Consider the following 21578-nt stretch of genomic DNA (forward strand, 5'->3'; position numbering starts at 1 on the left):
CTACCGGCAATCAAATGAATATGGCTGGGCATAATGCAATAAGCATAAACCACGAATGACTTGTTTTTAATGCAAAAATTTAGCGAATCGATGATGACCTCTTTATAAACAGGCCGTGTGAAAAGATCTACCCAATCTATTACGGTGATGAAATGCGGGCGCTGCGATTCTCCAATTTTGTATTTTTCAGACATTAGATGAAGTTGGGGGTAAAGGATTAGCTTTTAATCTAAATAAATTGGAGGGTATTACAAATGCTTTTTAGAGTTTTATATCTTCTTGATAAAGTATAGACTGAATAAGTTGCTTGTGCATATATAGATAGCCCGGATTACAAATCCTATTCCTAAATCGGCACGCATGACGCTGTCGCTATATGCGCGCCAGGTGAATGAAGCTGTCCTTTTGCAGTATGCGCATCCGGTGGTATCTTAAAGGGTATTGGCATTTTTAATTAATTCAAGTTTCTTGTCAAGCTCTTGAATTTGATTGCTCCAGTAGATACGAGCTTTACCAGCATCATATTTGGGCTTCTTTTTTGTTCCTATCCGAACGTCCTTGGGTACTCTGTAAAGGAACGAACTATTTGCGTTTTCATCTCTGTTTATTTCATCTTGAGTTACTGGATCTTCTTTTCTTCTGGCCCAGAAATGTAAGTGTTGCAAATATGTTACCCTAATCCGAAAAAGATAATGTACAAGCTCATCCGAGTCGCTAGGAATATACCCTGGTCCTGTACAGCCGCATGAATGGTAAGTGATTCCAACTTTGTAAAGAGTTGAAAGATGATTCCAAGCCTTGATGTCACTTTTCCTTGGAGATTTAAAGTCAAGTCCCATATCTGCCATGAGATTACCACATTCAGGGCACTTTGCGGGTGTACTTTCATCCGTTTGACAAATTCCTCCTTGAATGTCAAATAAAAGTCTGCGTTTAAAAGTTTTTCGACAGTTGAAACAAGCATAGTGAGGTTTATATCTTGTCATTGACTATCTACACATTCTTCTTTTATTAATGCTAGCAATTCGGTAAACCTACAAATTCATCTGTTTATTTCTTTTATTTCGCATCCGAATCTAACATAGGAGTGTTTGTGAAATTATCTAATAGCAACTTTCTTGATAAAGTATAGACTGCATATGGGTGGTGAGGTGACATATATACACATTCCACGTCCGGCGATGATGGGATTGCTTCTTCCTCCTGCGTCGTCATCGCAATGGCGTTCATAAAAAAAGAAAGTGTCGTCACTGTAGGAGAGTGCGATTGCATACTGTCGCTAAAGTTTTCCCTGACGGTCATTACCCTTGGAGAAGAACTTAGCATAGAAGCCGGCAGTCTCCCCATCGTGTGACGAGAAGTGACCTTAAACCCTACTTCTAACCCAACACGTATAACGCTATCGCTATATGCGCACTAGTTTTAAAATTAGGTATGTAATGAACCTTTGTTTCATCTTAGTGAAGAATCATGTATAGAATGTACTTTTGCCGGATAATGCTATAAATTGCTCAGATTCAAAAGGTATATCAATTAGGAAGGCAATCTTTGGAATTATTGAATAAATTAGGATCGTGGATCAGGGTTTCAAAAAACACTAAATTATGTCAACGCTCAGTAAGCTATATAAGGAATACCGATCTCTTAAACTAAGTGACATTCAAAACTACGATCGCTACAATGAATTATTACTAATTCATTCCAGTAGTGTCATGGAAGGTTCTACTCTTACTATTGATGAGACTGAAATGCTTATCGAAGAAGACACCACACCAAAAGGTAAGCCTTTGGAGCATTCGCTGATGATCAAAGACCATTTCCAGGCTTTGCAATATGTCATTGAACAGTCCAAAGAAATCAATGCTATTTCGGAGTCCATTATTAAGAAGATCAGGGTGTTGATCATGCGTTCTACCGGTGGTGAATACAGCGCTGCACTTGGAACCGTCGATTCTCGTTTAGGTGATTTCAGACTTTCAGCTTCTCGTGCTGCGGGAGGAAGCTATTATGTAAGTCATGATAAGATCGTACCTATGATGAACGACCTTTATAAAAATGTCAATGACAGTATAAACAAAACTTTGTCAATAGATGATGTTATGACATTGTCTTCCTATGCACACCTTCAATTCTTAACGATTCATCCATTTGTTGATGGAAATGGCAGATCAGCAAGGTTACTTCAAAACCTGATTTTATTAAAACACAATTTGCCATTACTCATCATACGACATGAGAATAAAGCTGACTATATAGCAGCTATTAAATTATCTCGTCAGGAGGAGGAGGTAATTCACTTTGAAACGTTCCTGAAAAATGAATATATCTTCCATATTCAAAATGAAGTTAATAAGGCAAAAACCATGAAACAGGACGGATCTAAAGGGATATCATTTACCATCAACTTATAACCCCCATAAAACCCTCAATTATCTCTCCAAAATGAACCTTTTTCAGGGTTTAAATGAATCATAGCAAAACCATAAGTAACTCATACAGCATACTACTGGATAGTTGCTAACCATTTACCGATCATCTTTATACGATCAAGAAATGTATTTGTGTGTATGAGAGTAGTTATATCCTGTTTTGTTGTTCTGATCTTTGTTTTTACTACACACGCTCAAACGTGTGAAACGGTAGATGACTTTAAGATCACCGTTATGGGGTCATCAGTAGCGTTAGGAGTAGGAGGCTCCGGCTTTGGATATGCCCGGAGGTATTCCGACCTGCTGGAAAAGCGATTTGATGAGGGCAATGTCAACGAATGGAAGATGGCTAATATCTCCATAGGAGGAAACAACACCTTAAACATATTGAATCGGTGGTCTGAGGATTTGCTCCCAGAATGTGGCCGGTATGTGATGTACGGATTGTCATTGGCAAATGAAGGAATACAATCAGGAGGTCAGGCTAAGTTTGACCAATTCCGGGATAATATGCTGTCGTTGATTGCCATGGTACGTGAGGAAGGCATCGAGCCTGTGATAGTAGGAAATTATACACGGGGTAATTTCAGCCCAACAGACTATGACTTTATCAAAGAGATCAATATGCTTATTCATGGATGGGATGTGGCCAGTGTGAATGTCCTGGGGGCTGTGGATAATGGTTTTGGTCAGTGGGCTAACGGGCATTCGGCGGATGCAGGCCATCCTAACCAGGCAGGACACCGGGAGTTTTCTTTCACCATCGTTCCCTCCCTGTTTGATGCACTTCATGCAGGCAAGGCACAGCCCGTTTGGGTGGAAGGCACTTCAATGAACCTGGGAAGGGCTGCTTCCAGTGATCAATTGGTCATTACCCCGGAAGAAATTTTACATCCGTTCACACTGTCTTTTGCTATAAAAACCACCTCGACCGGTGCTATAGCAGTTTTCGAGACAGATCAGGAGGAACCTGGTTCCATTACCATTGATAGAACCACAGGAACATTAAACTATACGTCACCCGCAGGGGAGGTGATCAAGGGAAATGAAGTAATCAATGATGGGCAATGGCATCGTATTACTTTGACCCATTACTATGCATGGGGTAAGACGTTTTTATATGCAGATGACGTACGGGAAGGAGAAGTAGACGAAAAACTTGCACCCACTACGTTTTACATTAGTGATAAGAACGGTCCTGATGACGTTTTATTCAGAAATCTCTTGTTCTACAGATCAGGGATGAATGCCACTGAGATTGAGGCATTGAATGAGGGTAAAATGTTAAAATCCAGCCTTGAGATCTATTCGCCACTGGATGAAGAAGGTGTGTTTAGCGAGGATGAACTCATTAACCTGGCACAAAGCACGAATAAACTGAAAAAAAGAGATGCGCTCAGTCTTTTGCCTTTAAGCATTGAGGATGATATGAATGGATTAGGCGTTGAAGTCTACCCTAATCCTGCCAGACGTAATGTAACTTTCCGGTATACTGTGCCCAGGGCAGGACAAGTCACCCTGAAAATATATGACCTGAATGGTCGCATGGTCTCTTCATTGGAGAATAGTCAGAAAGCCGGATGGAATACCTACGAATGGGATTTGTCTGGTCCGGAATACAGCTTGTTAAAAAGCGGCATCTATAGCTATAGAATATCCTCTTCACAGGAAAGCCATACCGGGAGATTGATCATACAATAATAGGAGGGCCTTAACCTATGAGAATACTTTTTGCCATCCTGTTCATCATTTCCCATGGACTGATCGCGCAGCACAAACCCCACTGGCAGAACCCTGAAGTGGTCAATGTAAACAAGCTTCCGGCAAGGGCTACGTCAATATCTTATCCTACAAAAGCGCTGGCACTGGCCGCGGACCGTGATAAGTCGCCCAGAAAGAAGCTGTTGAATGGCGCCTGGAAATTTGCCTGGTATGAAGCGCCTAAACTTGTTCCTCAAGGAATTGAAAAAAGATCTTTTGTGGATGCATCATGGAAAACCATTCCTGTACCCGCCAATTGGGAGTTAGAAGGGTATGGAAAACCCTGGCACCGGCTTACACACCAGATATGGAAGCAGAAGGGAGTAAAGCAACCGAACATTCCTGAGGACTATAACCCCACGGGGGTCTACCGAAAGGAAATTACCGTGCCTAAAAGCTGGAAAGATCATCAAATCACACTACACATCGGAGCAGCTTCCTCGTGTTTAACGGTTTGGGTAAATGATCAATACGTTGGGTACAGTGAAGATAACAGGCTTCCGGCAGAATTTGATATCACCAACTTCCTGTCAGGAAAAAACGATCTGATCACACTCCAGGTATCACAGTGGAGCGACGGCAGTTACCTGGAAGACCAGGACCATTGGAGAATGAGTGGCATTACACGAGATGTGTTTATAGAAGCGGCTCCCAAAGTCCAACTCTATGATTTTGCGGTACGTACCGAGTTGGATGAAGCCTACGAAAATGCCGAATTACAGGTACGGCCTGAGGTAATGATCCACGATGATATAGACGTAGAAGGGTGGAAAGTTACGGCAGAGCTGTTTGATGACCAGGATGAACCAGTGCTGGCCGAATCTATAAGCATTTCAGTGACTCAAATACTGAACGAAAGATATCCCGAGATCGGCAACCGACCTTTTGAGCACCTGATGAAAACCCGGGTGATCAACCCGAAAAAATGGTCAGCAGAATATCCGAATCTATATGTTCTGGTATTGTCCTTAACAGATGCAAACGGAAAACTGGTGGAAGCCAGAAGTACAAAAGTAGGTTTTCGAGAAATTGATATTTCCGATGGTCAGCTTAAGGTCAATGGCGTCCCGGTACTGCTTTATGGCGTCAATCGTCATGATTGGGACGCGAATACTGGTAAAGCAGTAACGAAAGAAGCCATGAGACAGGATGCGCAGCTGATGAAGCGGCTGAATGTCAATGCTTCACGGTCTTCACACTATCCCAACCCTCCCTACTGGTATGAGCTATGTGATGAATACGGTATTTATGTGATGGATGAAGCTAATATAGAAAGTCATGGGCACGGATCACTGTTCAGCAATATCCCTTCGTGGCATACGTCGTTTTTAGAGCGAGGCATCCGGATGGTAGAACGTGATAAAAATTATCCCAGTATCATCAGCTGGTCGCTGGGAAATGAAGCGGGGTTTGGGCCTAATCATGCGGCTTTGTCCGCCTGGATCAAAGAATTTGACCCCACCCGACCTATCCATTCGGAAGGGGCGCAGAATATCTACGGCTATAACTGGCCTAAGCCTGAGCCAAAAGACCGGGTGTATACGGATATCATCAGCAGGATGTACCGCCTTACTGCTGACATGATCGACCTGGTAACCAAACCAGACGACCACCGGCCTGTGATATGGTGTGAATACGCACATTCCCAGGGTAATTCAACGGGTGATCTGGAAGGTTACTGGTCGGCCATCAGGAAATACCCACGTTTTGCAGGAGCCTTTGTCTGGGACTGGCGTGATCAGTTGATTCGTAAGAATAATAATACCGACGGTAAAACACTTTGGGCGCACGGAGCTGACTTTGACCAAAAGCAGGAAGATTTAAATCCTGTTCAAAAGGGGCTGATAAGCGCGGATGGAAAAATCAAATCCGGCGGCTGGCAGGCTAAATATGTATGGCAGCGTGTACACATCTCTTCGGATGACCTTGGTGCAGGTAAACTGTTCGTTCATAATCGACATTTTAGAACAAACCTGGGAGACTATGACATTACCTGGGAAATCACGGAAGACGGTAATACTGTATTTCATGGTAAGGCCGATAAAATGGATGTAGCGCCCGGAAAGCGAGGTAAGCTGGACCTGGACTTGCCGGAGTTGACCCCAGTGCCGGGTAAAAGGTATTATTTGAAAGTAGCCTTTGCATTGAAAGAGGCTGAGCCATGGGCTGAGAAAGGGTATGAAATAGCCTCTGAGCAATTTCTGTTCGCCTATTTGCCGCCGGTTGACGAGAAGGAAGTTTTAACAGATATTGAGAGCTCTGATCAGTATGCTATACTTGTTTCCAACGGTACAACGGCTAAAATCAGTAAAACAACGGGTTTATTGATAAATTTAGAGAGATCGGGTAACTCGTTCATCACAAAACCACTACGACCTAATTTTTGGAGAGCGCCTACTGATAACGATCAGGCCTCCGGTATTTTCGAAAGGCAAGTTCTTTGGAAAGAAGCCTCTGAAGACCTATCGTTAGTGCATTTTCAAAATACAAATTCAGCGGTGATCGCTACTTTAAAGACACCATCAGGAATTAAAGTAGTAATGACTTACACCATGTCGTTAGATGGAAGTTTAAAAATAGCGTATCAATTGCACCCGGTGGCAGACTTGCCGGACATCCCCAGGGTGGGTTTACAGATGCAGGTTCCTGCCCGGTACGATCAACTTAAATGGTTTGGCCGGGGCCCGTATGAGTCCTATCTTGATAAGAAAACCGGGGCTTTTTTTGGCAGGCACCGGGAATCTGTAAAAGAAGATTTTGTTCATTATGTTCGTCCCCAGGAAAGCAGTAATAAAAGTGACGTGTGGTGGTTTGAATTATCCATGCCTGGTGAAAAGGGATTGAAAATAAAAGCAATGAACGAACCACTGAGTGTCAGTGTCTGGCCGTTTTCCCAGGAAGCCATTGAAAAAGCAGACCGGATAGAAGAACTTTTCTTTGAAGATAACATCACCGTCAATATTGATCATGTACAAATGGGAGTGGGAGGTGATAATACCTGGAACATAGATGCTCGTCCTCATGAGCCTTTCAGGATTCCTGCTGTTCCATATTCTTATAGCTTTGTAATATCGGTAAAATGATAAGAGGGAAGATCATATCAATGCACAAACTGTTTTCAGAAACAGCCTGTAGACTCACACCTCGCAAAGGCGTAATTATACTGAGCTTGTTAGCCTCTTACCTGCTGTGTTCTTGTGATGATCAGACGGAGCATCAAAACTCAACGCAAATAGCTGTCGATCTATCGGATATACCCTGGCAGGCGGATTGGATCACTGCAGATCAGCCCACCGCTGATAAAAATGTCTGGCTGGCCTTTAGAAGGTCTTTTGAATTGACAGAGGCTGTTCCATCGATTAAACTGAGGCTGGCAGTAGATACCAAGTATTGGTTGTGGGTCAACGGCACGTTTACTGTGTTGGAAGGCGGGTTGAAACGAGGCCCAACTCCGGAGGATACTTACTTCGATGAAGTAAACCTATCGCTTAAAAAGGGGAAGAATACCATAGCCCTTCTCCAGTGGTACTTTGGAAAAAATGGCATGACCCATAATTCCAGCGGACAGCCCGGGTTGATTGCCGAATTTTATAAGGAGAAAGAACTTCTGTTCAAAACAGATACTTCATGGAAAGCCATGGCCCATCCGGCATTCAATTCCGAAAGTGCAGACCCACAACCTAACTGGCGATTACCGGAGTCCAATATCGTTTTTGATGCAAGGAAAGATATCACGGAATGGATGACCAATAATTTTGATGACAGCAAATGGCCTTATGCAAAAATGTTAGGTAATGGCATTACAGCGCCCTGGAACCAATTAGTTAAAAGACCTGTGCCTTTCTGGAAAGATTTTGGCCTGACCGTCTACAAAAACAAGCTGGATTTTCCATTTATAAGTACGGGTGACACGATCGTTTGTAAACTTCCTTACAATGCACAGGTTACTCCATACCTTAAGGTAAAGGCCAAATCCGGTAAGAGAATAACCATGTTAACAGACCATTACAAAGGAGGCTCGGAGTACAATATGCGAGCCGAATACATCACCAAAGAAGGTGTACAGGAGTTTGAAGCTTTGGGTTGGATAAACGGAGAGAAAATGTATTATGTGGTCCCTGAAGGAATAGAGGTATTAGCGCTTAAATATCGTGAAACAGGATATAATACAACGTTTGCCGGCAGTTTTGAATGTGATGATCCATTCTACAATCAGCTATGGCAGAAAGCGTTACGAACGTTGTATGTCACTATGCGCGATAATTACATGGACTGCCCGGACAGGGAGCGTGCACAATGGTGGGGCGATGTCGTGCTGGAAAGTGGTGAGGCCTTTTACGCATTAGACCGCAATGCCGATGCGTTGACAAGGAAAGGAATGCTGGAACTGATGAACTGGCAGCGCCCTGACAGTACAATATTCTCACCGGTGCCTGCCGGTAACTGGGATAAGGAGTTGCCCGGGCAGATGCTGGCCAGTGTGGGTTATTATGGTTTTTATAACTACTACCTCCATACGGGTGATTTGGAAGTCATCCGGCAGGTGTGCGAACCGGTAAGGAAATACCTTAGCCTTTGGAAGTTAAAACCGGATGGTTCAGTTGCTATACGGTCAGGAGGCTGGACCTGGGGTGATTGGGGTGATAACAGAGATGTGCCCTTACTTATCAACACCCAGTACTACCTTGCGCTTAAAGGTTTTGAAAGAATGCTGGAAGCGGTAGGACAAAGTGCAGCGGCGGAGAAGACCCGGCAGCAGATGAAAGAATTTAAAGAGAGCTTTAATGAAGTGTTTTGGCAAGGGGACCATTACCGGTCTGCCGGATATCACGGACTCACGGATGATCGTTCTCAAGGGCTTGCCGTGGTGGCAGGCCTGGCGGATGAGGAGCGCTATGAGTCCATTTCCCAGGTGCTTAAAACTCAGAAGCATGCCAGCCCATATATGGAAAAATATGTGCTTGAGGCATTGTTTCAAATGGGATATGAAGCATATGCCTTAGAGCGGATGAAGGAACGGTTTTCTAAGATGGTTAACCATACAGAAACATCTACTTTGTGGGAAGGGTGGGGCATTGGCGCCGAAGGGTACGGTGGTGGTACTACCAATCACGCATGGAGTGGTGGAGGACTTACATTGCTCTCACAGTATGTGGCCGGTATTTCTCCGGTAAAACCTGGTTATGAAGTATTTAGAATAAACCCTCAATTGACCGAATTCAATACGATAAAGGCTAAAGTTCCTTCCATTAAAGGTATTATTGTGTTGGAAGTAAATAGAAAAGGAGATACTTATAACCTTACAACACAGGTTCCAGAGGAAACGAAAGCTTTGATATGCATCCCATTAAAGTATCAAACCATCACTATCAATGGAGAGACTTTTTTAGCATCGGGTGATCCTTTAACGATTGAAAGTGTATTAGAACACTCTGAGGAACAAGACGTACGTGTGTTAAAAATGACCCCCGGAAAATATTATATTGAAGCCTTTTGATTTACTCCATTCCCCCGGCAGGATACATCAGGACAGAAAGCTAATGATCAATGCATAATTTGAAAGATCATTAGATCCATTGTAAAGCATCAAATGGCGGAACAAGAAACAGCAATTATTAACGAATTTGAACGTGAACCGGTACCCGTTGCCAAACTGAAAGGCTGGAGAAGTTTTTTGGGCATGTATGCAGGCGAGCATGCGGCAGGTACTGAATTTATGATAGGACCACTTTTTCTGACGGCCGGTGTCAGTGCATTTGATCTGATCATTGGCCTGTTAGCAGGTAACTTACTGGCGGTGTTAAGCTGGCGTTACATATGTGCGGTAGTGGCTACAGAAGTCAGGCTGACACTATATTACAAATTAGAGAAAATATGTGGCAAGAATCTCGTTACCATTTACAACCTGGCTAACGGTATATTATTCTGTTTTCTTGCGGGAAGTATGATTACCGTCTCTGCTACGGCTGTAGGCATACCCTTTAACCTTGAAATGCCTCATTTGGATGACGCACTGCCTAACGGTCCGTTATGGATTGGTATAGTCGTTATCATAGGCGCTGTTATTTCATTGGTGGCCGCTAAAGGTTACCACAGTGTGGCCCGCTTTGCCAACATAGCCTCCCCCTGGATGGTACTCATTTTTCTGGCCTGCGGTATTATTGCGCTTCAGCAGCTTAATATAAATTCATGGGAAGGTTTTTGGAGCATATGGGGAGAAGGCAGAGATCCGTTTCCCGGGCAAACAAAGTTTACCTTTTGGCATGTCGTTTTTTTTGCATGGTTTTGCAATGCCGCTATGCATATCGGAATGGCAGACATGAGTGTATTTCGATATGCAAAGAACAGTTCGGCAGGTTGGACCTCATCCGCAGGGATGTATGTAGGGCACTTTATGGCATGGATAAGCGCAGCGTTATTATATGCAGTCTACCTTAAATCTCCGGAAGCTACTTCCTTACTGGCCAATGGGGAAGCTCCTCCTGTATCACCAGGTCCTATGGCCTACAATGCGGTCGGTATTGCCGGACTCATCGTAGTAGTGATCGCCGGATGGACCACGGCTAACCCTACTATTTACAGGGCAGGGCTGGCATTCCAGGCCATTGCTCCCAAGAGTACCACTTTTGCGGTCACCATAGTCGCCGGTGTGTTAGCTACTGTAGCCGGAATATTCCCGGCTTTTGCCATGAAGCTACTCGGTTTTGTAGCGACTTACGGTTTTATCCTGGCACCGGTCGGAGCGATTATTGTATTTGACCACTACCTGGCTAAAAAAGTAGGCCTGATCTCAGACTATGCGGAATATAAAGGGACAAACTTTAATGTTGCCGTCTTGCTAGCTTGGGTGTTAAGCATGCTGGTGTTTTATGGGATTGCGGAGTATTATGGGTTGTTTCTGTCTTTTCTGACATTCCCTGCCTGGATATCTTGTGGCGCCTTATTCCTATTGTTTAGTAAACTGATGCAAACAAAATGATAAAGACAATCTTGAAAACCCTATCAGTGATTGGGTTGGCACTTACTCTTGTACCGGCATTTTTGGTGTTTTCAGGCACGATTTCTAATGACATGTGCAAATATCTGATGCTCACCGGTACGGTATTATGGTTTCTTTCATCGCCTTTTCTTGAGAAAGGAACCAAAGGGGTCTGATTAGGTCTGTCCGGATACACTTCTTTGCAAATTTTAAGATTACCTGGGTTTTGTTTTCAGCAGGTTGGCCACGCTTTTCATGAGGTAATGATTTAAAAATCAAAGAAAATTATAATTTTAACGCGTTATGGCGTTTAATTAGGTGGTGTATTTGCCGTTCCAATGTTAATGGGGTCATTGAACATTATTAACCTACTTCAAATTCAAGACAAGCCGATATCTTTTGGATAAGACCGATTCATCCACATCAGGTTTTTTTAAATCAGGCGATACCAAAGCCTTTGAAGTATTGTTTAAGACTTACTATCCGGCGCTATGCATTTATGCGAAAAAAATAGTAAATGATCTGGACGAGGCGAAAGACATAGTTCAGGATGTCTTTGTCAAAATGTATGATAATCGTGCTACCATGGAGGTAAATGCCTCTGTCAAATCTTATCTCTACCGCTCTGTTCACAACGCTTGCCTGAATCATTTGAAAAGAAAGAATACGCATAATAATCACAATGAGTACCTCAAATATCAAACACAGCAGAGTGATAACCATGATACCATGGAGCAGACCGAGTTAGAAGAAAAAATATGGAACATAATTCAGGGGTTGCCAGAGCAATGCCGGAGGATATTTACAATGAACCGTTTTGAAGGTTTGAAAAATAAAGAAATTGCTGAAACGTTGGGTATTTCTATCCGTACTGTTGAGACCCAGATCAGCAAAGCGTTAAAAGTCTTGCGGGAGCACCTGGCTGATTTTTTAATGACGTTCTTGCTCCTCGCCCTTTCCGTCTAGAACTTTTTTCATTTTCCTATACGTGTATACACACTGTTAATTGTCATACCTAAAGAAGTAGCCATGAGCGATCCTTTTAATAAACATATAGACCATGAGTTATTAGTGAGATTTCTATCCGGAGATGCCAATGGTATGGAAATAGACCAGGTGAAGATATGGATAGAGGCGGACGAGCGAAACAGGCAATATGTCGATCAGATGAGGCTGCTATGGGAATCCAGCGGTAACGTGAAAGATTTTATGTCCATTAACGTAAAGGAAGATTGGGAAAAAGTGAGCGGGAGAATTAATAAAGCCACTTCGACAAGGTGTGTAACACAGCCTATACAGAAAAAAGGGATTATCTATCAATGGATGCGTTTAGCGGCCGCAATCACCATTTTGCTGAGCGCGTATTTCACCTGGCCGACATTGAAAAGTTATTGGATAAAGGATGTGGTTTCTATTGCTGCCACAGACACTCATTCATCATTCTCGCTGCCTGATGGGAGTGAGGTATATCTCAATAAGAATGCCCGCCTGTCTTATACCAGTGATTTTGATGGTGATACCAGAACAGTTGAACTGGAGGGAGAGGCATTTTTTAAAGTGACAAAAGACGAAACCAGGCCTTTTATGATCAAGTTGGGTCAGGCGGTCACCGAAGTGGTGGGTACCTCTTTCAACGTCAATAGCACCGGTCCGGGTCAGGTAGTAGTTACAGTGGTGACGGGTAAAGTTTTGCTGTATGGACAGATAAAGGATACTGCCAGCGTAGCTCTGACCGCGGGAGAGCAGGGTAAGTTTGATCTGCAACATGGGTTAACAAAAGTGTCCAATGAAGATATCAACTTTTTATCGTGGAAAACCGGAGAGCTGGTATTTCATAATACAGGGCTTCCGAAGGTTGTGGCAGATTTAAACAGACACTATGGAAAAGTGATTCAATTGGCCTCACCAGCTCTTGAAAGTTGTACGCTGACCTCTACTTTCCGGGAACAGCCTTTGGAAGAAATATTGCGGGAGTTGCAAATGGTGTTGCCGGTTCAAATAAAGAAAAAAGAGAATATGATCGTCCTGAGTGGTGAGGGATGTAAGTCAAGGTAAGCCTATGTCAAAACAACAGATACAATTATTCATCCTTTTACTGGTTATTCCCCACTCGATCCGGGCACAAAATGATCTGTTGAGCAAAAGAATACAATTAGACAGTAGCAATGGAACGATTGAAGAGGTCCTGGACAGGATCAGCGAACATGGAGGCTTTACATTTTCCTATAGTAATCAACTTGATCTCACAAAAAACGTCCACCTGCAAATTGATAATCAGACGGTTCGGTCCTTGCTTGACCAGTTGTTTTCCGGTGAAGTACAATACGTTGCCAGCGTAAATAAGATCATCCTATATTCAAAAAGGGATAAAAAAAAAGACACAACGGATCTAACCATTCATGGAAGTTTAAAGGATATAAATACGGGAGAGGCGCTTTATGGAGCAAATGTCTGGATCAAAGAATTGGCTACCGGAGTGTCTGGCAATGCTTATGGTTTTTATGCCCTTACCGTTCCACCGGGACGTTATACGCTATATTTTAGCTATGTGGGATATGAGACCCTCAAAAAGGAGATCAAGCTGCAGAAGGACCTTAAAATGGATGTGGAGTTGTCCGCAGATACTACGGAGTTAGACGTCATTGAGATTACTTCTGACGCAGCCTTAAAGAAAAATGTCTTTTCTGAGGAAATGAGTATTCACCGGCTTTCCATTGAAAGTATTGAAAACATGCCTGTTTTTGGAGCTAATCCTGATGTTATTAAATCCATTCAGTTACTTCCCGGCGTGACCACAGTAGGAGAGGGTTCTACCGGGTTCTTCGTACGAGGCGGTGGCAGGGACCAGAACCTGATTTTGCTGGATGAAGCGCCGGTATATAATCCTTCCCATTTTCTGGGGTTTTTGTCGGTTTTCAATACGGATGCCATTAACAACATGACGTTTTACAAGGGAGGTATCCCCGCACGGCATGGAGGCAGGGCATCATCCATTTTAGATATTAGAATGAAAGAGGGAAATACCAGGGAATTCACCGGTTCAGGAGGGATCAGCCTGGTAGGAGGCGCTAAACTGACCGTTGGGGCCCCCATCCGGAAAGGAAAAGGATCGTTCATGATGTCCGGGCGAAGGACCTATGCAGATCCTCTTTTTTGGGCCCTCGGCAGGGTGGAACCCTTAGCGAAAGGAATAGACCTGTTCTTTTACGATTTGAATGCCAAGGCAAACTATACCATCAATGAAAAGAACCGGCTGTTTATATCAGGATACTTTGGAAGAGATGTAAATACACTGCCCATCCTGGATTTTGATGTACGGTGGGGAAACCAAACAGGTACTTTGAGATGGAACCACCTCTTCAGCAACAGACTTTTTTCCAATTTTACACTAACATACAGTGGCTATGATTACAAGCTGGATATCCCTGCGGCCCAGGTTCCGGTGGGGTGGGAGTCTACCATAAGAGATATTAACTTTAAGGGAGACTTTACTTTGTTCGCCAATCCTACCACTACACTCAATTTTGGGCTCCAAAGTATTCATCACTCGTTCAATCCTGGTAGCAATGACTTTGATCCGCAGTTTAATGTGCCTAATAGCAATGCGCTGGAGTCCGGGGTTTATTTAAGTATGGAAAAAGAGATAGGGAGTTCAATTTCCCTGGAAGCGGGAGTGAGAGGGTCATTATTCCAAAACATCGGTGAAACGAGTGTTTTTAAGTTTGATGATGATTTTATGGTCGTAGATACTACTCAGTATACAGCGGGTGAGTGGTATAAAAGTCGCCATAACCTGGAACCACGACTTTCTGCACGGTTTTTAATAGATGAGAAGCAATCTATTAAAGTGAGTTACAATCGTATGGCCCAGTACTTACATTTATTGGCTAATTCATCGTTGTCTTTTACGGCTTTTGACGTATGGTATCCCAGTGGTCCCAACATCGAGCCATTGCTGGTAGACCAGATCACCATCGGTTTTTTTAGAAACTTCAGGAATAACCAGATTGAAGCGTCCATTGAAGGGTACTACAAAAACATTGATAACCAAATTGATTATAAAGATTTTGCCCGGATCGCTTTTAACCCGGTGCTGGAAGGGGATTTGAGGACAGGAAAAGCCTGGTCATATGGCATTGAATTTTTTCTGAAAAAGAAGACCGGGAAGCTTACCGGCTGGATGAGTTACACCTGGTCAAGGGCCATTCATAAAATACCCGGTATCAACAACGGAGGATCCTTCCCCGCTATTTATGATCAACCCCATAAAATTGCGATTACTTCCTCCTATCAACTCTCGAAAAAGTTTTCTTTTGGAGCTAACTGGACCTATAATACCGGTGGACCTCTCACTTTACCTGTAGAAAGTTATACTTTTGAGGGACAAGCTATTCCCGTACCCGTCTATAATTCAAGGAATGCTTCCAGGCTGCCGGATTACCATCGCCTGGACCTTTCAGCAAAATTAAACTCGCAAAAAAAGATCAAAGACAAAATAAAAGTAGCGTACGTGCTTTCCGTATACAATGCATATGCCCGGCAAAATGCGTTGGCCGTGTTTGTAGGTGATGACCTGTCGAATACAGATGATGAAGCAGATCCCAGGGTAGTAGGGAATAAGGTCTCGTTATTTTCAATTATTCCAACAGCGTCTTTATTATTTAGTTTTTAGGTGGTATGAGCAAAAGAATATCAGTACCTGTCATTTTAACCTTTTTACCCTTACTATTCGTAGCATGTGTCGAAGAAATTGACCTTAATAAGCTCAATGGCCCCGTTTCAAACAGATTGGTAATAGAGGGTAGTATTACCAATGAAATGAAACCTCATGCTGTGATATTATCCAGAACAGATGTGGCCATCCCTGATGCTGAAGTTAAAAAGGATAAAGTCAGCGGGGCGAGTGTGGAGATTAGCGATGGAGTGAACAGTTATATCTTAAATGAGTCAGATACACTTCCCGGGGTATATTTTACAGCACCGGACGTAAAAGGCGAGGTAGGAAAAACTTATACACTTACCGTGGAGATCGGTCAGACTACCTATACCGCTTCTGATAGTATGGAACCGGTAACTCCTTTTGAGCCCACAGATGAACTATTTGCATTGCCAAATCGTGTGGAGGAGTTTGATAATATTCCAGGTGTGACGGATGTCTATGAGCATCGTTTCCCTCATGTCAGGTATGGCACAGCAGCGCCTTCAAAACAAGTGTTGTTTGCATATGACTCTGTGATAAGCGGATTGCGTCAGGCCACTTTTTATGAGTTTCCGAGGATTGATCCACAAGGGTTTTTGCTAAGCTTTCAAGGTGATAATCCAAGACTTATTATAGAAGAAGGATCTACTATTGTTCAGTTTAAATCGTCTATGTCCATAGCGCATTATCTTTTTGTCAGGGCTGTTTATGCAGAAACCAGGTTTCGAGGCGGCATTTTTGATGTGGTACCAGGAAACGCCCCAACAAACGTTAGTCATGATGGTTTAGGCTTTTTCTCTGCATCAGAAGTGATAAGTAGGACGTTTACAGTTGCTCAAGCTGATCTGGACCAATAAGAATGATACTAAAAACCGGTCAAAAGACCTGATCCGTATTTTGTGATCAGTTAAAATGCGTCATGCAATCTCTAATCTGAAATAATACAGCTTAGCTGATGTATGTCATATGATATTAGTAGCTGGTACTGCTATTTTTGACGAAAAATATTCAAAGAATTTCTAAGATCCATTCTCCGTAGTTTTAGGACAACAGGTTTAAACTCCAGTACGAATGTATAGTCATCACAAAGTCCGTGTAACGAAAGAATTTAGTTTTGAAATGGCTCATGCACTTGAAGGTTATGATGGAAAATGTCGTAATATTCATGGCCATTCCTACCACTTGTCGGTCACGATCATAGGGACACCCATTAACAATCTTAACAATCCTAAAAATGGTATGGTGATGGACTTTGGTGACCTTAAGGGTATTGTGGAACGCGTGGTCATAGAGCCATTGGATCACAGTCTGGTGCTTTTTGAAGAATCCGAATTTAAGAAAGGGATAAAAAACTGTTCAGGCCAGTTGGTAGTCTTTAAGCCTTACAACCCAACCTGTGAAAACCTGATCATTGATTTTGCAAGGCAAATTCGCTTTGCATTACCGGGAGGGGCACAACTCCACAGTCTGAAACTTCGTGAAACCCAGACGGGGTATGCTGAATGGCATGCCAGTGATAACGGTACCTGAACAAATGGACGAGTTATGTCATTAAAGGTCAAATGGTGTCCTCGTTTCTTTGGGATCGTTGTCCGACGTTCGGTTATTACTTGGAAATTTCCAGCATACGACGTACGGGTAATAGTGCTTTTAGCCTTATGCTTTCATCAACATCTATAGAAGGGCTTTCATTTTTCAAACACAGGTAAAGCTTTTCCAACGTATTCATTTTCATATAGCCACATTCACTGCAAGCACAGGTGTTGTCCTCTGAGACCGGTGCCGGAATGAGTTTTGTGCCAGGCACTTCTTTTTGCATTGCATGTAAAATGCCAGCTTCCGTGGCCACAATAAATTGCTCGTTGTCATGCTCCTTTACATAGCGTATCATACCTGCCGTAGAACCGATGTAACTGGCCGTTTTAAGAATGTGCTCTTCTGATTCAGGGTGAGCAATAATTTTGGATTCAGGGTACTTTTTATGAAGTTCCAATAATTTGTCAATGGAAAAGGCTTCATGTACCAGGCAAGCACCCTCCCATAGTAAGAGGTCACGCCCCGTTTGCTCGATGAGATACCTGCCAAGGTTTTTGTCCGGAGCAAAAATAATCGGTTGATCCTCAGGTACTGAATTGATCACCTTCAACGCGTTGGAAGAAGTGCAAATGACATCACTCATAGCTTTGATCTCAGCAGAACAGTTGATGTAACTGATGACGCAGTGACCGGGGTATTTGCCTATGAATTTCTCAAAATCTTTGGGAGGACATGAATCGGCAAGAGAACAGCCGGCATTTGCATCCGGTATGAGTACTTTCTTATCAGGATTCAGGATCTTCACCGTTTCTGCCATGAAATGTACTCCGGCCATTATGATAATGTCACTCTCGGTTTTGTTAGCTTGCTGTGCTAAATAAAGACTATCTCCTACGTGATCTGCAATATCTTGTATGGCAGACTCCTGGTAGTAGTGTGCCAGCAGGGTAGCATTCTTTTCTTTCTTCAGATCCAGGATCTCTGTCGTAATATCTTGCAAAACTTCCAAAATAGTATCTGTTAACCAAGGTAAATGAGCAAATGAAATATCGCTGTAGTTACAAAATTAAGATAATTAGATCTATAAGTCTATAGTAAATAAGTTTAAAACCGCTATTCGGTGAACGACTATACTCTTACTTTTCTGAAGAATCGATCTGCTCATCAAAACCTTAATAATCAGGTCAGAGTTCACTATGCATAAGCGTAAGAAAATGATCCATATGTCACGGTTAATCGAAATTTAAAATTCTGTTATTCAGTAATTTATGATTATAATCTGTCGTGTCGAAAAGGTCATTAAGTCGCATGTACTTAAAGGCCTCTACTCTTTCATTATTTATTTTTACTACAATGATCCTGTTGGCATGTCCATAGATACGGTGCCTGTTTTGCTGGTATATTGGAGGACCGAATAACCGTTCTAATTCACCCACTGCTGTGTTCACGATATCCAGTTGGTTTAATGCAGACTCTTTGATAGCACATTGTATTTCCACCAGTGATTCCTGAAGAGTATTAAATTGCTCATTTCCGGTGAACGGTTCTGTCAAGGCTGTGGTGATATGAAAATCTTCTTTTAAGGGGTATTCCTGTTTCGAATTAACCCGGTCATTACCTTTCCGGTGTTGTTTGGCAAAATAATAATAAGTGTACCGGATACGGTCGGGGTAACTGAATAAGTGAGTGCTGTTATTCACTGAACTATGTGCCGGCCCTTGCCATTTCTTGTAATGTTTAAGGTCCAACGGGGCATATATCCTGTTCATTTGTTCACGCGTTTTACCGCCCGATAACTGCATCACCAGCGTATCGCTAAATTCGAACCAATGACCTGCGCTTTTACAGCTTACCAGGTAAATTTTATTGCCTTCTACCCAGTCGTACCGGGGTGGTTTGGTGAATTCATTACCCCGCAAAGAGTCGCGTAATAAGACACCCCAACGTTCTGCGTTTATTGGGTCTTTAAACGTCCATTCTTCCATCAACACATCTTGAAAACCACTATTTCTTCCTTTGAAAGATGCCTGGCGTATCATTTCGATCTGTAAGTGGTCCTCCGGAGTAGGAAGTTTCATTTGTAACCTGGTGGAACGCGCTGAAGAGTCGCGGAACAGGTGTTGACGTTTTCTTTCAATAGCCCTTAACAACCAGTGCTCTTGGTGTGTATCCAGCGTATCAATTAGTCGAGGGTGCTTTGGAGAATACCCGGGAAACGTGTCATGAAAGCTTTTTATGCTAACTGTGAATTTGTCTTCCTTTGGTTTTACCTCGGTTAGCTTTTTGGCAGCCGGAATGGTGTCGGAAATGGATATACCTGACGTATCGTTAACGGCTGTGTGGGTGAGCGTCTCTCTTTTTTTTGAATTACACCCTAAGGCAATAACCAATAATAGAGCTTCCGGTTTGATAAATTTCATATCAGAAATTGATTAAATTATTTATGGAGTCAGTACTACAGTCCCATTTCGACGACGTAAAAATTGATATATAACTATTCCATCAGGTGCTGCTTTCATAACATTAAAAACGACGACTTCATAATAATTTGTTCACAATCATTTGAAAGTTAACAAACTACGAAATACATTTTTTAAATCATAAAGTAGAGACGGCTGGTTTTGATGGCATTGGGTCTTATATTCTCCATTCCTGTATGTCCTTAAAAAGTATGATTCATGACTAAATTCATGTGCATGTCTTCAATTAGTCATTATCAAATAGCGTTCATAAAATTACTTTCGCTGTAAAACCGGATAGAACATAAGATCCCATGGAAAACCTCTTTATAAAAGGTGAACCTATATCAAACCTGGCCGAAGATCACATTTTTCGTAAGCTGTTTGAATTTTCTGTAGAAGGAATGATCATACTTGACAGGCAAGGGGTCATTCTTAATGTCAATCCCAGCTGCCTGGCAATGTTTGGATATGAAAAGGAAGAGTTGATTAGTCAATCTATAGAAAAGCTATTTCCCTCTGGATATAAGGTTTTCTATCCTGTCGATGGGGAAACAAATATAGCAGGAAAACCCATTCTCAATGGACTGCATAGTAGTAAAGAGACTTTTCCGGTAAGTGTAAGCATTAGTTGTGCCCGAACAGAAGCCGAAAACCTCGTGATTGGCTTTCTTATTGATCTAACTGAACGTATTAAGGCTGAACAGGGACATGCTCAGTTTTCCAGGATTTTTGATGAATCCCTCAATGAGATCTACATTTTGGACGCCTGTTCCTGGGAATTTCTTTCTGTAAATAAAGGTGCATTACTTCATCTCGGATATACCCTGGAGGAGATGAGGCAAATGACTATTTTCGATATTAATCCTACCTTGAGCAGAAGAGAAATTGAAGAGATTACTTATCCGCTGAAGGTTGGAATTACTGATAAGATTCAGTTTGAAACGACACGTCTGAGAAAGAATGGTAGTACATATCCTGTCCAGGTACATATTCAACTCACCAGTTATTTTTCCAAAAAGGTTTTTCTGATCATAGCTATGGATATTACAGAACGGAAAAATATTCAGCAAAGGCTCATGAGTGCGATAGTAACAGGCCAGGAGAAAGAAAGAAAGCGGATCGCCAAAGAGCTTCACGATGGTCTCGGGCAATATTTATCAGCAGCTAACTATAACCTGGATACGCTGGAATTCCAAACAAAGGCAGATGCCAGGCAAAAAAAGACGGTGCTCAGCGTTAGAAGGATCATTGAAAATGCCATAGAAGAACTAAAGGCTATTTCGAGAAATTTACATCCTAGAGTGCTGGAAAATCAAGGATTGTCCAGGGCCATTACAGCTTTGTGCGAAACGATAGATTCGTCTAACAACCTGAAGATCCAGACGCACATCGATGATTTTGAACCCAGGCTTCCTTATGCTATGGAGATGGGGCTTTATCGTATTGTCCAGGAGTTGGTCAATAATATGTTGAAACATGCCCGGGCCAGGGAGGTTAACCTGCAATTAGTGAGACACCGGAATAGTTTACTTCTATTAATGGAGGACGATGGTGTGGGCTTTCAGACTTCCGGGTTAAATGAATACAAGTTTGAAGGCCTCGGTATACGTAACATCATTACACAGGTGAAAGCCTTAAATGGTATTTATCATTTTGATTCAAGTCCGGGAAAAGGGACCTCGATAACTATTGAAATACCTTTTAAACAGTAA

14 protein-coding genes and 1 pseudogene are annotated in these 21578 nt (G+C 42.6%); 11 read left to right on the forward strand and 4 right to left on the reverse strand.

What is annotated here, in order from left to right:
* Together FNH22_RS32370 and FNH22_RS08175 are read right to left on the reverse strand one after the other, a co-directional pair.
* Nucleotides 1-194, reverse strand: a pseudogene (locus FNH22_RS32370) (transposase); the annotation flags it as partial.
* A gap of 237 nt (nt 195-431) precedes the next feature.
* Complete coding sequence (locus tag FNH22_RS08175) at nt 432-986, reverse strand: hypothetical protein (RefSeq protein WP_221420238.1); 555 nt, start codon at nt 984-986, stop codon at nt 432-434.
* A gap of 618 nt (nt 987-1604) precedes the next feature.
* Here FNH22_RS08175 and FNH22_RS08180 point away from each other — a divergent pair.
* The 10 genes from FNH22_RS08180 (at nt 1605) to FNH22_RS08230 (ending at nt 17398) form a co-directional block, all read left to right on the forward strand.
* Nucleotides 1605-2411 (forward strand): Fic family protein, encoded by an 807-nt coding sequence (locus FNH22_RS08180; RefSeq protein WP_143397867.1) that lies wholly within the window; start codon nt 1605-1607, stop codon nt 2409-2411.
* A 156-nt stretch (nt 2412-2567) separates the two neighbouring features.
* Nucleotides 2568-4130 (forward strand): T9SS type A sorting domain-containing protein, encoded by a 1563-nt coding sequence (locus FNH22_RS08185; RefSeq protein WP_143397868.1) that lies wholly within the window; start codon nt 2568-2570, stop codon nt 4128-4130.
* 17 nt (nt 4131-4147) lie between these two features.
* The gene (locus FNH22_RS08190) at nt 4148-7273 is read left to right on the forward strand and encodes a glycoside hydrolase family 2 TIM barrel-domain containing protein (protein ID WP_143397869.1); all 3126 of its coding nucleotides are present in this window, start codon (nt 4148-4150) and stop codon (nt 7271-7273) included.
* Between the two features lie 20 nt (nt 7274-7293).
* Nucleotides 7294-9687 (forward strand): alpha-L-rhamnosidase C-terminal domain-containing protein, encoded by a 2394-nt coding sequence (locus FNH22_RS08195; protein WP_185154124.1) that lies wholly within the window; start codon nt 7294-7296, stop codon nt 9685-9687.
* 93 nt (nt 9688-9780) lie between these two features.
* Nucleotides 9781-11169, forward strand: a complete 1389-nt coding sequence (locus FNH22_RS08200; protein WP_143397871.1) for a cytosine permease — start codon at nt 9781-9783, stop codon at nt 11167-11169.
* Nucleotides 11170-11568: 399 nt separating this feature from the next.
* Nucleotides 11569-12135: an RNA polymerase sigma-70 factor gene (locus FNH22_RS08210; protein WP_143397873.1), complete on the forward strand. Its 567-nt coding sequence runs from the start codon at nt 11569-11571 to the stop codon at nt 12133-12135.
* A gap of 63 nt (nt 12136-12198) precedes the next feature.
* Nucleotides 12199-13224, forward strand: a complete 1026-nt coding sequence (locus FNH22_RS08215) for a FecR family protein (RefSeq protein WP_143397874.1) — start codon at nt 12199-12201, stop codon at nt 13222-13224.
* 4 nt (nt 13225-13228) lie between these two features.
* Complete coding sequence (locus FNH22_RS08220) at nt 13229-15841, forward strand: TonB-dependent receptor (protein ID WP_143397875.1); 2613 nt, start codon at nt 13229-13231, stop codon at nt 15839-15841.
* A 5-nt stretch (nt 15842-15846) separates the two neighbouring features.
* Nucleotides 15847-16725: a DUF4249 family protein gene (locus FNH22_RS08225; RefSeq protein ID WP_143397876.1), complete on the forward strand. Its 879-nt coding sequence runs from the start codon at nt 15847-15849 to the stop codon at nt 16723-16725.
* 214 nt (nt 16726-16939) lie between these two features.
* A complete protein-coding gene (locus FNH22_RS08230) occupies nt 16940-17398 on the forward strand; it encodes a 6-carboxytetrahydropterin synthase (RefSeq protein ID WP_143397877.1) in 459 nt (152 codons plus the stop codon).
* A 76-nt stretch (nt 17399-17474) separates the two neighbouring features.
* On the opposite strand, the gene nadA is transcribed toward FNH22_RS08230, so the two are convergent.
* Nucleotides 17475-18413, reverse strand: a complete 939-nt coding sequence (gene nadA, locus FNH22_RS08235) for a quinolinate synthase NadA (protein WP_255518010.1) — start codon at nt 18411-18413, stop codon at nt 17475-17477.
* Between the two features lie 223 nt (nt 18414-18636).
* Nucleotides 18637-19824, reverse strand: coding sequence for a hypothetical protein (locus FNH22_RS08240; protein ID WP_143397878.1), 1188 nt, complete (start codon nt 19822-19824; stop codon nt 18637-18639).
* Nucleotides 19825-20177: 353 nt separating this feature from the next.
* On the opposite strand from FNH22_RS08240, the gene FNH22_RS08245 reads away from it, so the two are divergent.
* A complete protein-coding gene (locus tag FNH22_RS08245) occupies nt 20178-21578 on the forward strand; it encodes a PAS domain-containing sensor histidine kinase (protein WP_143397879.1) in 1401 nt (466 codons plus the stop codon).

The sequence above is a fragment of the Fulvivirga sp. M361 genome (genome assembly GCF_007097395.1).
Taxonomy (GTDB): Bacteria; Bacteroidota; Bacteroidia; order Cytophagales; family Cyclobacteriaceae; genus Fulvivirga.